This is a genomic window from Paenibacillus barcinonensis (assembly GCF_003217495.1).
Lineage (GTDB): Bacteria > Bacillota > Bacilli > Paenibacillales > Paenibacillaceae > Paenibacillus > Paenibacillus barcinonensis.
In genome coordinates, this window is record NZ_QJSW01000016.1 from 40598 (window position 1) to 56741 (window position 16144).

General features: G+C 48.0%; 12 protein-coding genes and 1 riboswitch. Of the genes, 5 read left to right on the forward strand and 7 right to left on the reverse strand.

Translation table 11 applies throughout. From position 1 onward, the window contains the following. Positions 1-21: 21 nt before the first annotated feature. Positions 22-909, reverse strand: a complete 888-nt coding sequence (locus tag DFQ00_RS20635) for a cation diffusion facilitator family transporter (RefSeq protein ID WP_110898375.1) — start codon at positions 907-909, stop codon at positions 22-24. A gap of 302 nt (positions 910-1211) precedes the next feature. Here DFQ00_RS20635 and DFQ00_RS20640 point away from each other — a divergent pair, with 302 nt between their 5' ends. Next, positions 1212-1400, forward strand: coding sequence for a hypothetical protein (locus DFQ00_RS20640; RefSeq protein ID WP_110898376.1), 189 nt, complete (start codon positions 1212-1214; stop codon positions 1398-1400). Positions 1401-1507: 107 nt separating this feature from the next. Here the strand turns inward: DFQ00_RS20640 and DFQ00_RS20645 are convergent, their stop codons facing one another. From DFQ00_RS20645 to DFQ00_RS20670, 5 genes are all read right to left on the reverse strand, one after another. After that, positions 1508-3133, reverse strand: a complete 1626-nt coding sequence (locus tag DFQ00_RS20645; protein WP_110898377.1) for an ABC-F family ATP-binding cassette domain-containing protein — start codon at positions 3131-3133, stop codon at positions 1508-1510. A gap of 285 nt (positions 3134-3418) precedes the next feature. Next, positions 3419-4468, reverse strand: coding sequence for an MBL fold metallo-hydrolase (locus DFQ00_RS20650; protein ID WP_110898378.1), 1050 nt, complete (start codon positions 4466-4468; stop codon positions 3419-3421). A gap of 288 nt (positions 4469-4756) precedes the next feature. Next, positions 4757-5791, reverse strand: coding sequence for a cytochrome d ubiquinol oxidase subunit II (locus tag DFQ00_RS20660; protein WP_110898380.1), 1035 nt, complete (start codon positions 5789-5791; stop codon positions 4757-4759). Then, on the reverse strand, positions 5788-7134 hold the full coding sequence (locus DFQ00_RS20665) for a cytochrome ubiquinol oxidase subunit I (RefSeq protein ID WP_110898381.1): 1347 nt from the start codon (positions 7132-7134) through the stop codon (positions 5788-5790). The genes DFQ00_RS20660 and DFQ00_RS20665 overlap by 4 nt, the downstream gene beginning before the upstream one ends. Before the next feature lie 406 nt (positions 7135-7540). Beyond that, complete coding sequence (locus tag DFQ00_RS20670; protein ID WP_110898382.1) at positions 7541-10390, reverse strand: PAS domain-containing sensor histidine kinase; 2850 nt, start codon at positions 10388-10390, stop codon at positions 7541-7543. A gap of 304 nt (positions 10391-10694) precedes the next feature. On the opposite strand from DFQ00_RS20670, the gene DFQ00_RS20675 reads away from it, so the two are divergent. After that, entirely contained in the window at positions 10695-11393 is a 699-nt protein-coding gene (locus DFQ00_RS20675) for a response regulator transcription factor (protein ID WP_110898383.1), read from the forward strand. A gap of 76 nt (positions 11394-11469) precedes the next feature. Here DFQ00_RS20675 and DFQ00_RS20680 read toward each other — a convergent pair whose 3' ends face one another. Beyond that, positions 11470-11886, reverse strand: a complete 417-nt coding sequence (locus DFQ00_RS20680) for a hypothetical protein (RefSeq protein ID WP_110898384.1) — start codon at positions 11884-11886, stop codon at positions 11470-11472. Positions 11887-12172: 286 nt separating this feature from the next. On the opposite strand from DFQ00_RS20680, the gene DFQ00_RS20685 reads away from it, so the two are divergent. The 3 genes from DFQ00_RS20685 (at position 12173) to DFQ00_RS20695 (ending at position 16092) form a co-directional block, all read left to right on the forward strand. After that, positions 12173-13315, forward strand: a complete 1143-nt coding sequence (locus tag DFQ00_RS20685; protein ID WP_110898385.1) for a virulence factor — start codon at positions 12173-12175, stop codon at positions 13313-13315. Positions 13316-13464: 149 nt separating this feature from the next. Beyond that, positions 13465-13684, forward strand: a riboswitch (Lysine riboswitch). Between the two features lie 114 nt (positions 13685-13798). After that, positions 13799-15298 (forward strand): amino acid permease, encoded by a 1500-nt coding sequence (locus DFQ00_RS20690; RefSeq protein WP_110898386.1) that lies wholly within the window; start codon positions 13799-13801, stop codon positions 15296-15298. 164 nt (positions 15299-15462) lie between these two features. Next, on the forward strand, positions 15463-16092 hold the full coding sequence (locus DFQ00_RS20695; RefSeq protein ID WP_244213941.1) for a class D sortase: 630 nt from the start codon (positions 15463-15465) through the stop codon (positions 16090-16092). The last annotated feature ends 52 nt before the right edge of the window (positions 16093-16144 follow it).

The following is a 16144-nucleotide window of genomic DNA, read 5'->3' on the forward strand; positions in this document are numbered from 1 at the left end:
ACATTTAAATATTGTAAAGACTTAGGTCTGGTGACGGGCTTCTTCGGTTCGAGGCTCTACATGCACATGAACATGCATAATGTTGTGGGACCTTTTCAATCGTTCCTCGACTTGATCACAGATCTCATGTCCCTGCACCAGCGTTAATCCACCATCTACCTCAATGACCACATCCACAAGCACATGACTGCCATGCACTCGCGCCTTCACATCCTTGATCATCTCAACACCTGGAACACGAGCAACGGTAGACCTCAAATCCGTTAGTTCTTTCTGGTCAAAGCCATCCGTGAGCAAATGGGTCGAATCGCGAAAAATCTCCCAAGCCGTCTTACATATCAGCAGGCCAACCAGAATTGCTGCCACTTTATCCAGCCAAGGCAGACCGAATTGAGCACCAACAATGCCAAGCGCAGCACCAATACTCACCCAGGCATCAGAGCGATTATCTTTGGCCGCTGCCATCAAGGCCTGACTATTAATTTGCTTGGCCAGCCGGACATTATAACGATACACCCCGAGCATAACCAAGGCACAGACCACCGCTACACCCGCTGCCCATAGGTTCGGTGCAACAAAATCGCCCTGGTACCATGAACGCACAGCTTCGACCAGAACTTGAAGTCCCACTACGGCCATAATAAATGAAGCAAGTAAGGCTGCAATCGTCTCAGCACGAAAATGTCCGTAGGCATGATCCGAATCCGGTGGTTTTTGCGAAATACGCAGACCGACAAGCACAGCAACAGAAGCAACAATATCGGTTACGTTGTTAAAGCCATCTGCCAGCAAAGCACTGGAAGCAAACAGATATCCACAAATGAGCTTAAATGCAGACAAGACGAGGTAAGCGCCAATACTAATCCAGGCTCCTCGCTCGCCTTTACGTATTTCTTCATATGCGTTCAAAACGGGCGACACTCCTTTTCACAGTCCTTTTCACAATTCCACTTACAGTTTAATCATGGTACCAAATGTAGATCGTGTGGGTCTACAGAAACAGTGTTGCCAACCCACAGGGCTGTAGGAAAGCCGAAACAAAGTTTCCGCAAGGCAGGGCTGTAGAGAACAAGAAACAATGTTGGCTCAGGTAAACCTGGTGGAAATAGGCATTTTATCAGGTTGCCCTTGTGAGGCCTTTATAAAACGTATAAAATGAGTACATCCCGTCCAACTTGGACGGCTTACTGCACGACCGGGAGGGATATACAATGAGCGAAAATAAAGAACAAAAAAAGATCAGCCTGCAGGATGCAATCCGTCAGAAGCTGGCGCAGAAGAAAGAGCAGGCCAATTCTGGAAATCAATCCAGTGCTTACTTTGAAGGCGGGCCAAAAGCGATGAAGAGCCAGAACAACAAAAAGCCGAACAATCAGCGTCGCCGTACAGGCGGATCTTAGACTCTATTCAGCCTCAGAGCTGGTCATCTGAGCATGACCCAAAAAAACCGCAAGCCCTCTCTGGAGGACTTGCGGTTTTACTTGTTTTTATTGATTTCACAATGAAATTAAGCTTCTGCCGGATACATCTTGCTACGCAGCTCTTTAATCTCTTCGCTTTCGAGATACTCATCGTAGCTCATCTGACGATCAATCACACCTGTAGGCGTAATCTCAATGATGCGGTTGGCAATCGTTTGAATGAACTGATGGTCATGGGATGTAAACAACATCGTGCCATCAAAGTCAATCAAACCGTTATTCAGTGCCGTGATGGATTCGAGATCCAAGTGGTTCGTTGGCTCATCCAGAATGAGAACGTTCGCGCCAGTCTGCATCATTTTGGCGAGCATACAGCGCACTTTCTCTCCCCCGGACAATACACTTGCCTTTTTCAAAGCCTCTTCCCCGGAGAACAGCATCCGACCCAGGAAGCCGCGCAAATACGTTTCATCCTGATCTTTGGAGTATTGACGTAACCAATCCACCAGGCTCATCTCTACACCATCAAAATAGCTGGAGTTATCTTTCGGGAAATACGCCTGGGTTGTCGTTACTCCCCAAGTATACTCACCACTGTCAGCTTCCGCTTCGCCCATAATCACATCGAACAGGAGCGATTTAGGATTGCCGTTCGGGCCAACAAAAGCAATTTTGTCACCTTTGTTCACAACAAAGCTGATATCATTCAGCATATTTTCGCCTTCAACCGCTTTGCTTACACGATCCACGGTAAGCAGCTGTTTACCTGCTTCACGCTCAGGCTTGAAGTTGATAAACGGATATTTACGGTTCGACGGACGAAGATCATCCAGCGTAATTTTATCGAGTTGTTTCTTCCGGGAGGTCGCCTGTTTGGATTTCGAAGCGTTCGCGGAGAAACGTTGGATAAAGGCTTGCAGCTCTTTGATCTTCTCTTCCTTTTTCTTGTTGGCATCCCGCTGCAAAGCAAGCGCCAATTGGCTGGACTCGTACCAGAAGTCATAGTTACCTACGTACAGCTGGATTTTACCAAAGTCGATGTCCGCGATATGCGTACATACTTTGTTCAGGAAGTGACGGTCATGGGATACCACGATAACGGTACCTTCATAGTCCATCAGGAAGTTCTCGAGCCATTGAATGGATTCGAGGTCCAAGTGGTTGGTAGGCTCATCGAGCAACAGGTTGTTCGGACGACCGAACAAGGCTTGTGCAAGCAATACGCGGACCTTTTCGTTACCGCTAAGCTCTACCATTTTTTTGTCATGCATGTCGCGATCAATTCCTAGACCGATCAGGAGTGCCGCTGCATCCGGCTCTGCATCCCAGCCATTCAGCTCAGCAAACTCACCCTCAAGCTCACCTGCACGCAGGCCATCTTCTTCCGTAAAGTCTGCCTTCGCATACAGGGCATCCTTTTCTTTCATGATGGAATAAAGACGAGCATGACCCATAATAACGGTTTCGAGAACCGGGTACTCATCATATTCAAAGTGGTTTTGCTTCAAAACGGCCATACGTTCGCCCGGGGTGATGTGCACCTCTCCCGAGTTGGCTTCAATCTCACCGGACAAAATTTTCAAAAATGTAGATTTTCCGGCTCCGTTCGCTCCGATCAAGCCGTAACAGTTGCCTGGCGTGAATTTGATATTCACATCTTCAAAAAGCGCACGTTTTCCGTAGCGGAGCGTGATGCCGCTTGTACTGATCATTAAGCATACCATCCTTTATTGGTTAATCTGCATACTGCATGAATAGCAGCCTGTGAGCATGTTCATATCCATACATTTTCATGCTCGCCTGCTTCAATCATGGATTCAATATCCGATGCCTATTCTGGCACCATATTATAACACAAAAAAACGGCAAATTCGAAAATCAGCCGTTTTTTACGGATTAAAGTTTTGGTAAATATGCTGTTCATGCATGCATGCTTATAGATTACCATATCTGGCTGGCTTTTGTTAGCCCTGTTCAGCATGTTCATCAAAATCTTTTCACGGCATTTCCCTCTCTTGCCGGATACGCAGTGTCTCGCCATGTCCCAGCACCCGAATCCGTTGTGCCGCAATACCAAGCCGCTTTCGTTCAGACTCCAGCCGATCCAGTGCCTCCTTGGGTGTATCGTCCGCCAGCTTGAACGTTCCATAATGCATCGGTACCATCAGCTGCGACTTCGTTTCGACGAAGCCCTGCAGCGCCTCCTCCGGCGTAACATGCTGGGACGTCATGAACCATTCCGGGTCGTATGCCCCGATAGGCATTAACGTCACACCAATGTCGAAGCGTTCTCCAATCGTCTTGAATTCCTTGAAATACCCCGTATCACCTACAAAATATACTACAGGCGGCCAGCCCTCTTGTGGCGTTAATTCATCGCTGTGAGTATGCTGCCCGGCAAAAGAATCGTCAACCGACATCTCCAGCGCAGCCGCGCTTTCTTCTGATGCACGCACAGTATGTTTTGGCTCCAATACATAGCCGCCCCAGTGGGATGTATTGGTATCAAATAACGTTCGGCGTGTCCAGTGCTGGGCAGGCACAAATGTAATTTTGACACCACCAAGCACGATGTTCTCCCACCATTTCATCTCCTGGCACCGATGGAATCCCTTACGGATCATTTTGCGTCTCAGGCCATCCGGCACAATCAGCAGTGTCTTCGCCGTAATTAGCTTGCGCAAGGAAGCCAGGTGCAGATGGTCGTAGTGGGAATGAGAGATCAGGATCACGTCCAGTGGCGGTATATCCTGAATTGGAATGCCGGGGTCACCAAGCCTGCGTTGAAATCCCATTTTTTCCGCCCACACCGGGTCGGTTACCATGTTCAGTCCATAGTATTGGATCAAAAAAGTGGAATGTCCAATCCACGTGATCGTGGTTTCTTCCCGATTGGCATGCAAGTAATGCAGCTCGGGCTCGTGCTTGGGAACTTTGTAGGAATAGTCCTTTACCTTGCGGCGGCGCTGCTCTCTCCATTGCTTGAATTCTTTCAGCGTTTTGTCCGTGCTGACGTTGTCGATATTGTTATAGCGAATTTTAGCCATGAAGGGGCCTCCTCCCTTCCTCAGATCTTACCATCAGATTACCCTCATCGGGCGTGGCTCTACCATACGTTCTGTTGGAATCAGTCCTGGGGATTTTTGCAAACTGCCATATATATAAACAAAAAAACGATGGCAGCCACCATAATCAGAGGCGGGGCGTACATAATGGTAAACGTCTCAAAGAAGCTGAGGCCCGTGATGCCCGGTATTCCCCTGACCCCTTCTTCCTGTAGAAGAGGCCACTGAGCGATCATATTCAGCAGGTTCGGAAGCAAAAGCATGGCGATATCATCCTTTCTTTTTTCCCGTGTTACCACGCACGTAATTGGCATCAAAGAGGAACAGCTTCATAATCAGCACGAGCGACGGAATGAGCACCAGCAGCCCCAAGCTGAAAGCCGTAATCAATGCAATACCCATCGTCCGGTTCGTAAAGCTGTCATAGATATTAATGTACGGATACAGAATGTAGGGCAGATGCGAGCGACCATATCCATACCACGCAAAGGCAAACTGGAGCATCACCGCGATAAAACACCAGCCCAGATATTTCTCTTTCCACACAAGCGATACCGCGATAACAAAGCAGATAAACGATGCGATAAACATCCATGACATGTTGACCATCTGCTCAAAGTGAGCCGGATTCTGTTTGTTAATCTGTAAAAAAGCAAGAAAGCTCGCAAAAATGGTGGGCAAGCTCCACAGCAGCGCATATTCCCGAAGCACCTGAAAGGCCGTCTCATCCCCTGCCCGCTTGGCATAGTAGGACAGAAACATCGCCGAGATGTACAGCACACTGACCAAAGCCAGCAGTACAACAGACCACGTATAGGGATTCGTCAAAAATTCACGCCAGCGAAAAAAAACCTGTTCACCCACCTGCTCGATGATGCCGCCTTCGGATATCGCCAAAATGGTGGAGAACACCGCCGGGATCAGCAAACCTGTGGCACCATAGAGCGCCAGATAAATTTTGCTGTTTTTACCATGGTTACCATAGGTGTTGTAGGCGTAATATACGCCCCGAATCGCGAGCAGCACAATCGCCAGCGAGCCTGGCACAAGCAGGGCTGTGCCGTAATAGAAGGCACTGTCGGGGTAGAAGCCGACCAGTCCTACTACAAAGAAGATGAGAAACACATTCGTCACTTCCCACACCGGGGACAAATAGCGCTGAATGATGTTATGAATTTTGTTCTCATGTCCAGTCAATATGCTGTAAAAGCTGAAGAACCCTGCGCCGAAATCAATCGACGCGACAATCAGATAACCGAACAGGAACGTCCACAAGATCGCGATGCCTGCAATTTCAAAGCTCAATGCACGATGCCTCCTTCCAGTCCAAGCGAATCCAGCTCCTTCTCCGCTTCCTTGTTACGGAACAGCTTGCTGATGACACGAATGCAGGAGAAGCACAGCACCAGATAGAGCAGAATAAAGAGCACCAGCATCCAGCCAACAGAAGTCGAGGTCGTGGCCGCCTCAGACACCTTCATATATCCGCGTAAAATCCATGGCTGTCTACCCACCTCGGCAAACATCCACCCCAGCTCGATGGCAATCATCGCCAGCGGCCCTAACAGCACGATGCCAAGCAGCAGCCATTTGGGATACGGCTTGCGTCCTGGCAGCCAGCGGCGAAGCACATACAGCACCGGGATTAATAGAATGATCACACCTGTCGTCACCTTAAGATCAAACATGTAATGAATGGATAGCGGCGGTCTCAGATCGGCAGGAAACTCTTCCAGCCCCTTTACTTCCGTATCCGGCCTGTTACCTGCCAAAATGCTTAGAGCATAGGGAATCTCAATGGCATATTTAACCTCGTTATTCTCATCCAGAATTCCTCCATAGACGAGCGGTGCCTCCTTCATCGTTTTGAAATGCCACTCGGCGGCAGCCAGCTTCTCCGGCTGATATTTTGCCAGAAATTTACCGGACGAGTCACCGATCATGACGGTGCTGATTGCAAATACAAGCGCAGATACCGTCGTGAGCTTGAGTGCTTTTTTGTAATACACATGATCCCGCCCGCGAAGCAGACTGAATGCCGCGATGCCTGCCAGCACCCCCGCACTCAAGGTGTAGGATGAAGCAAGCACATGGGACACCTTGGTGGGTGTTGCCGGATTGAGCATAGCAGCAATCGGGTCGATATCCTTCATGATGCCGTTAATCAAGGTAAAACCTTGCGGCTGATTCATGAAGGAGTTCACGGTTGTAATGAAGATCGCGGAGGCAGATGAGCCGAGAGCTACCGGTATGAGCAGCAGCATGTGCGTATATTTCTTTTTGAAACGATCCCAGGTGTAGAGATAAATCCCGAGAAAGATCGCTTCCACGAAAAAGGCGAAGGTCTCCATAAACAAAGGCAGTGCAATCGCCTGCCCGGCAACACGCATAAACATGGGCCACAGCAAGCTCAGCTGTAATCCAATGGACGTGCCTGTAACGACACCAACGGCCACAGTAATAACAAATCCTCTCGCCCACCTTCTCGCGAGCAGGGTGTAATGAATATCATTGGTGCGCAGTCCTCGCCATTCAGCCAAAGCAATCATGAGCGGAACACCCACACCAATGGAAGCAAAAATAATATGCACAAACAGGGTCAGGCCGGTCAATATCCGGCTCAGCAGTACAGGGTCCAGAGATGACATGGGTACACTCCTCTTTCGGCGTAATCGTTATCGCTATCGTTATATTGCCGTCATTGTATGGGTATGGGTTATGTACAGTGGCGGATGCACTCTGCCTGAACGGATGCTCAGTAACTCATAATACGAATGATGCTTTTGACAACCGCATACAGTACCACAACAGCCGCCACCAGACAGACGATAATGAGCTTTTTCTCTTGATTGCGAAACATAAATGTGTCGTCCTCCTTTTTTGCACAGGATGCAAATTATGGCTCTATCTACAGTTTGCAAAAGTTTCCGTATTTTTATCCCAATTGACGATAAAACAAAAATATGAATGATGATACAAAACAAAAAGACCTTTACCTTTCTGCACAATTACGTGCAGAAAGATAAAAGCCTCATATAAAGCAAATAAAGAATATCAGAGAACCACCTCATGCTTAGGCAGCCGCACTTTAAACGTGCTGCCCTTCCCCGGTGCCGACATAAAGGTGAGACTGCCGTGATGATCCTCTACAATTTTGCGTGAAATGTACAGCCCCAGACCGGTGCCACCGATCTGACGATGATCCGAATTGTCCACACGGTAAAATTTGTTAAACAGCATGTCCTTCTCACTCTCCGCAATGCCGATGCCGTAATCCCGCACATCAATACAGAGGGACTCATCTTCCTCCCATAACGTCACATCAATCCGATCTGCTCCAGGAGAGTATTTCACTGCATTACCGATCAGATTATGCAGCACCTGAACGATCCTGTTCTGGTCTGCATAAGCAAACAGATCACCGTTAAACGCATGTACATATATTCGCTGAGAGGATTTTCGATTCCATTGCTCCGCTACACCTTCCACCAGCTCGGCAAGTGGAGCATAGGTCATGTGATACGTCATGCCTTCATTGTCGAGACGCTGAATATCCAGCACGTCATCCAGCAGGCTGCTCAGACGTTTGCCCTCCGATGAGATCGTCTCCATAAATTCTTTACGCTGTGATGCGGGAAGATCATACATCAGCATCAGCTCGACATACCCCATAATAGTGGCTACAGGAGTGCGAAGCTCATGAGAAACTACACTAATCAATTCATTTTTCATGCGATTCAGCCGTTCTTCCCCTGTCAAATCACGGAATACGAGCAGAAAGCCATGATTCTTGCTCGGTACATCCATCTGCTTCATGTACAGGGAGAACACACTCTGCTCCACATTGTCAAAATAGAAATTTGTCTCACTAAATGCCTGTTCCCCATTCAGAAATGCTCTTGTCTGCTCCGTCAGATTAAAACCCTCAGTTAGAACCATCGTATCAATGGCTTGAGCCAAATCAATAATGGATTCTCCCAGGAAATTACCCAGTCCAAACATCTCTTCTATTCGGCGGTTCACGATGGTGATGGTGCCTGAACGATCCGACATCACAAGCCCTTCACGCACAGACTCGATAAACTGCTCACTGATATCGCGTTGCTCCTGAATCGCTTCCTTCTCCTGAAACAGCTCCAGGTTCAGATGCTCCAATACAAGGGCATGACGCACCCGGTCCTCTTCAGCACGTGTACGCTCGGTAATATCCTTGATGAACAAATTGTAGAGTATTTCATTGTTTCCCAGTTGAATCTCCACAATTTTATATTCGATCGGAAATATGGAGCCGTCACTGCGGATCCCCGATATTTCATCAACGGTCGTGTACCTTTTGCCCTCCATATACTCATACTGATCGAGCATCATTCTGATCTCCTGACAGCTGGTCCCCTGAAAAAGAGATGGGGCTTCCTTCTGCAACACAACTTCTTCTCGCCCAAGTCCGAACATTCTCTCTGCCTCGGGATTGAATTCAATAATCATTCCATGAGAATCTACAGCAATAATGGCGTCAATGGACGACTCGATAATGGCACGTTTAATCTCTTCACTGTTTTTGAGCTCTTTGGTACGGGCAATGACCCGATCTTCCAGTGTTAATTTATCGAGTTGAATCTGTTCGAACTGTTCAAGCAGCACATCTGCCATTTTGCGCAAGTTCCCGATCAGAATCTGAACCTCGGTCACATGACTGCTCGGCCACTCCATATTTCGATTGCGAAACAGGAGCCTCGGAAGAGAGCCGGTTAGCCGGGTCAGGCGCAATAAAGGACTGACCACTTTGCTGCTCAGCGGCACAGCCACAACCATGGATGCCACAATAATAACAAATAAAGACTGCAAGGTTGTCAAATATATATTTTCAATCTGAAGGTAATATTGCGCCGAATTGGTTTCAATGAAAATCCGATAAGGTGTGCTCCCCGCATCTTCCGCTTCATAGATAAAGGATACCTCTCTCCAGTGCTCCAGTATATCACTGTAATGCACTTCCTCGGAGTTCAACAGGATAGGTCCCCGCCACGCAGTTATTACTTGGAAACCGCTCAGGTCCATGGGATCACCTGGCTGAAACGTGGCAAGACCCGAGTACACCACGTGACTATTCTGGTCCAGCAGAATTACATTCATGCCCAGCAGGTGGTGATACCGCTCCACATTTTCTGCCAGATTCTCTGGTGTAACATACTGCCTGTTAAGATCCTGCACAACAGCGCTCCCTGCGTGTTTCATATCACGCAAGATTGCTTCGTTCATCTGGCTTAGCTGTCTGCGACTATCCGCAGATAACAGGACAAGGGAAACAAACACCACAAAAGCGACAACATATTTGAACGCTATTCTCGTCAGTGGAATCGTGCCCGTCCGTTTCGCCTCATGTTCACTCAAAGTGACCCAGAAATCCACCACAATGCCTGCAATCAATGCATTTACCATACTGACTACAGCAATATACATATACTCATACTTTGTATCTTCGAAGCTCAACCCCAATATAAAGTGCCCGTAGCAGATAACAGGAAGCAGCATCACGACCCAGAAAACAGCATTGGCCTTGATCAAACTGCCCTTCTTCCAGCGAAGCTGCCAGCCAAGCATCCATATTAACTCTACAAAATGCGCCGCCATGACATACAAATAATGCGAGTCCAATCCAGTAACCAACATCTTGAGCAGACAGATTAACGTAAGTGTGATAAAACCATAAATTCCACCATATATACGAAGGGCTATCAGCGCCGAGGCACTGATAATCATAAACTGTACGCCATAGAACAACGTAAAAGGAACAATAGAATTGATGGTGCCAATAAGGATCAGAAATATCGTTCCAACCCAGGGCTTTCTCAGTTGGAGTACCATCCAATGCCACAGATTTCTTACTCCAGTTATCCCGTTCATAGGTATATATGTTCACCGCCCGACTCGTTGTAATTCTTTTGGAGATAACAGTGATACACCGATCTTTTTCCCCTTAATTTACTCTGATCCATTATACTGTAAATAAGCTCTATTGTACGTTTGGAAAAATTTATGAGTCAGCAAAAAAAACACACACATGTTACACTATCTTAATAACATCTCAACGATATTCACAGCTATACACATCCTATATTCTGGAATAGAAACATTAAATTTTTTGCAGTATTTTCAGCCATTTTCTCTTATTTTCTTAACAAATCCATGTCACCAGGAGTGTGAAGTGATGTCAATCAAAGTACTTCTTATAGAAGATGAAAAAAATCTAGCGGACATGATCGCTTTTTTTCTTGAGGAGGAAGGATACATAACCGAGCGGGTTCACCATGCCCGTGAAGCACTTCATCTATTCCCTCAGTTTCAGCCGGATATTGTTGTAACCGATCTGATGTTACCCGAGATTGACGGCAACGAGCTCGTTGATGCTTTTCGTCAAAACTCCACCGTTCCTGTACTGATGATCTCCGCAAGCACAATGCTGAACGACCGATTGCGTGCCTTACATAATGGTGCCGATGACTTCCTCTGCAAGCCCTTCAGTCTGAAGGAGCTGGACGCAAGAATGAAGGCTTTGCTACGTCGTTCTGTTATTACGTATCAGGAGAAACCGATGAAAGAAAATCGTACCGTTGAGCCAGCAGGACAGATTAGTGTGAATGAATACCGAAGAACTTTATTTGTGAATGGTGTAGAAGTTGAGGTCACTCATATCGAGTTTGAAATTATGAAGGAATTATATCGGAATCCAGGCAAGGTGTTTACCCGCAATGAGCTGATGGACCGAATCAAAGGCTCGGAACGTGCCTATCTGGATCGGACCATTGATGTACATATCTCCAGTCTGCGCAAAAAAATAGAGCCTGACCCCAAAAATCCCCGTTATATTAAAACGGTGTGGGGCACAGGCTATAAATATATCGTCTAGTCAGTTGAATATATTTTTATCATTTTTTTACAACTTGGGTTAAACCATTATACAAGCATCATGCTTTTTTATCGTTCTACCTCAGGGACAGAACGGAAGGCATGGTTACAGGAGACCCATATTCTAAAGTATGCAACCATCGCTCAATGCTTCTCTCCAGCTGATGAGGATGCTGTTCATCCCAGAGCACCATTTTCACAGCACCTGTCCCCGTAATCTGCTGGAGATGACGTTTGCGAATGGATGATTGAAAATCGGTAAGCACCAATACAGGGATATCCGGTACAAAAGCACGAATAGCTTTGGCTGCGGCAACAGCCTGTTCAGCATTCCGATAATCCACAATGCAATAACGGGACTTCTCCCAATCTCCTCGTCCTGTTTCCTTTACTGAATCCGATGGAGCTACATCAATCCAATCCATAATCAATTGAATAATTTCCTCATAGTTGATACATCGCTCTCCATCTGTTAGTACAGCCACAGGTTCCATAGGTATACCTCCATTAGCTTCTTGCCTATCTTGTCTATCTTGTCTATCTTGTCTATCTTGTCTATATTGTGTCAGGTTTCATTTAAAAATGTTTGTGCACAAACATGAAAGAAGTGTTAACAATCTTCGTATTTCTTCACATCCTTATCCTATGGGTCAGGCAGAATGGCATAAAGCCGGCCATCATTTCGCAGTTTCCCTGATTTCATGTAAAATAGAGCTATACCCGTGTGATTATATTTACGGGAAATTACGATTCAAACTGGTATTATAGGAGGTTACACCCATGAATATCATTTCCATCGAACCAACACCGAGTCCAAATACAATGATGCTGCATCTTGATGAACGTCTGGAGGACGGAATTCGCAGAACCTATACGCTGGATAACGAACGTTCAGCCCCGGCATTCATTCGCCAGATGCTGCATATCCCCGGAGTGAAAAGTGTATTCCATACAACTGACTTTGTTGCGCTGGATCGCAAGGGTAACGCGGACTGGTCCGTTATTCTCGGTGAAGTTCAGAGCCGTTTGGGGCAGGAAGGCATTGACCTGGACTGGATTGATTCCGAGGATGCTTCAGGTGAACATTTCGGAGAAGCACAAGTGTTTGTACAATTTTTCCGCGGAGTACCCATGCAGATTCGTGTCAAAGCTGGAGCTAAAGAGGAACGGATCTCCCTGTCGGACCGCTTTGTCAAAGCCGTTACCGAGGTTGCCAGCGCTACGTTGATCAAGGAACGTAAATTGACCGATTATGGCGTACGCTACGGTGAACTCCCGGATATTGCGCGTGAAGTCGAACAGGAGCTGGAGGCCGCCTACCCGTCCGAACGATTGGAGCAAGTCATTCAGCAAGCGATTGCGCATGGGACCAATTCGGAAGAGTTCGTTGAACGCCGTCGGGCGCTGGATGGAGCCGAGCTGGAAGCGGCGCTGCGAAACGAAGACTGGAATGTCCGGTATGCTGCACTGGATAGCATGGAGCCTACGGAGGAAAGACTGCCCCTGGTGGCTCAGGCGCTGCGTGACAGCAAGATGCAGATTCGCCGTCTGGCTGTTGTGTATCTGGGGGACATCCGTACAACAGAGGCAATGGAGCTGCTCTATGAGGCACTTCGCGACAGTTCACCTGCTGTGCGGCGGACAGCTGGCGATACATTATCAGACATCGGTGATCCGGCTGCGACACCAGCCATGATTGAAACGTTAACCGACAAAAGCAAGCTGGTGCGCTGGCGCGCTGCCCGTTTTCTATATGAAGTGGGAACTGAAGAAGCAGAGCAAGCATTGCGTATTGCCGCCGAGGACCCTGAGTTTGAAGTGAGCCTTCAGGCCAAAATGGCTCTGGAGCGCATCGAGTCCGGTGAACAAGCCGCCGGAACGGTATGGCAGCAGATGGCTGGACGAAATAAAAAGCAGGAATAGCTTGGCCTTCTGACGATATATAGCCAACATTTGTTATTGCACTGTAAAACGAGTAGCGGTATACTTGTTGTCTGTTTGATAAACAGATTGCACGCTGCTCTAGCGTAATTCAAAATTTCATAAACAATAGATACACCTCATCCATAGTATGGTGAGGTAGAGGTCGCGGGTGCGATCAGTACGCTGAAGGAGGCGCGAGGAGCCGCTTATGAGATCAGCCGAAAGGTGCACCCGCCGAAGCTCGCTGGACGTTCCTTCTTCATCAGTCCGGTTGAGCTGGGGCTGCAGCCGAAAGGTGCAGAACTGTCACAGCAAGTCTGCGTTACCTTGGACAAGGTATGCTTTCTTCTGTGTTGAGCTATCTTAATCGTCAAGGACATGGTGCGGACATTGAATATAGAGACCGCTGGCTGATGCCTGTGGTCTTTTTTTGGTTTATGGAGCTATGATCTGCATCAGCATTACAAATGAAGGAGTGTTTTCATGCAAGACCGCAGCAACCGAACACAAACAACACCACCACCAACAACAGGTCCTTCCCTGAAAAAAGGATTGCGTGCCCGTCACATGACCATGATCGCTTTGGGCGGTTCAATTGGTACAGGCCTGTTTCTGGCCAGCGGTACGGCGATCTCGACAGCAGGACCGGGCGGTGCACTGATCGCCTATACCGCTGTCGGAATTATGGTTTACTTCCTGATGACCAGTCTGGGCGAGCTTGCAACCTTTATGCCAGACTCCGGTTCCTTTAATACGTATGCCGCCCGTTTCGTCGACCCCGCTCTGGGCTTCGCCATGGGCTGGAACTTCTGGTACAACTGGGCGGTCACAATTGCGGCCGAGCTTGCCGCTGCAACAGTACTGATCAAATACTGGTTCCCGGACAGCTCATCCATGTTATGGAGTTTGCTTTTCCTTGTGCTGATCTTTGCCTTGAACATTCTGTCTGTCAAAGGCTACGGGGAATCCGAATACTGGTTCGCGATTATTAAAGTCGCCACCGTCATCATCTTTCTAGCCGTCGGTGTATTGATGATCTTTGGCATTATGGGCGGTGAAGCGGTAGGTTTCAGCAATTTTACGATCGGTGATGCGCCATTCCACGGCGGATTCTTCGCTGTGCTCGGTGTGTTCATGGCAGCAGGCTTCTCTTTCCAGGGAACGGAGCTGATTGGTGTCGCAGCCGGGGAAAGTGAGAACCCGCGTGAAAACGTACCTCGTGCCATTCGCCAGGTCTTCTGGCGTATTCTGATCTTTTATATTTTGGCGATTACCGTCATCAGTTTGATTATCCCGTATACTCACCCGAACCTGCTTAAAGGTGATCTGAAGAACATCGGGGTTAGCCCGTTTACCCTTGTCTTTGAAAAAGCAGGACTTGCGATCGCGGCCTCTGTCATGAATGCCGTTATTCTGACTTCTGTGCTATCAGCCGGCAACTCCGGCATGTATGCTTCAAGCCGGGTGCTCTACGCGCTTGCAAGGGATGGGAAGGCTCCTCGCTTCCTCGGTAAGCTAAACAAACGTGGCATTCCGATGAACGCCCTGCTTGTGACAACCGCTGTGGGGATGCTCGCATTTCTGGCCTCTCTTTTCGGTGACGGTATTGTCTATACGTGGCTGCTGAATGCATCCGGGATGTGCGGCTTCATTACATGGCTGGGTATTGCAATCAGTCATTACCGCTTCCGGCGCGCCTACGTTGCGCAAGGCCGCGACCTCAGTGATCTGCCTTACCGTGCGCGCTGGTTCCCGTTTGGACCGATCTTTGCTTTTGTCCTGTGCATCATCGTCATCCTGGGGCAGAACTATCAAGCCTTTACAGGTGACCAGATCGACTGGAGCGGAGTGCTTGTCGCTTATCTGAGCTTGCCGCTGTTCCTGATCCTCTGGCTTGGCTACAAATGGATCAAAAAGACCAAGGTTGTGCCGTTGCAGGAATGTGACTTCTCCCCTGCTGAATCATCCGATATCAAGGCATAAAACAAGGGTGTGTCTTGCCCTGGATCATTTATCCTCATCCCCTGTTCTACAGATCGCTCTGTATAGAACAGGGGATTTTTTCTGTCCATATTTTGTATAGGTTGATCCGTACAATAGATACAGGAAACATCTATTATACTTTCGACCCGAAGGAGAGATGCACGTTGAAGAAGTGGTCTGTCCTGCTTATCCTGCTAGGTCTGCTGACGATCTGCTTTCCAACGCTGCAAACCATGTACTATGACTGGCAGCAAAGCAGGGTGCTGCATGAACTCGAACAGCTGCAAACGGGCTTGTCTCAGCTAAATCATGCCTTCGAACGCGGCATAGAGAACGATCCATCTGACCAAGCGAAACCCCAGAAATCGACAACCGTACAGCAGTCCCCCACATCCGGGATAATCGGGATGATCTCTATTCCTGTCATTGATGTGCGACTCCCCATTCTGGAGGGGGCAACTCAGGAAAATATGAAGTTGGCTGCAGCCCATCTGGTGGAGACAGCTGCCGTTGGACAATCGGGTAATGCGGCCATTGCCGCTCATCGTGCGCATCGCAAGGGTCGGTTATTTAATCGGCTGGGTGAGCTTCAAATAGGCCATTCGATAGAGATCACACTTGCGGATCAAACAACACTGCACTACACAATTGATCGGATCTCTGTTGTGGAGCCTTCCGATGTATCTGTACTGGAGGATCCGGGGCTTGGACAGGTGTTAACCTTAATTACCTGTGATCCGCTGATTGATGCGACACATCGGCTAATTATACGAGCGGTAAAGGTGCATTCTTAACGGTCTTCGCCCCGACTGTGATGCCAACTTAACAAAGGAAAACAGCTCAAAA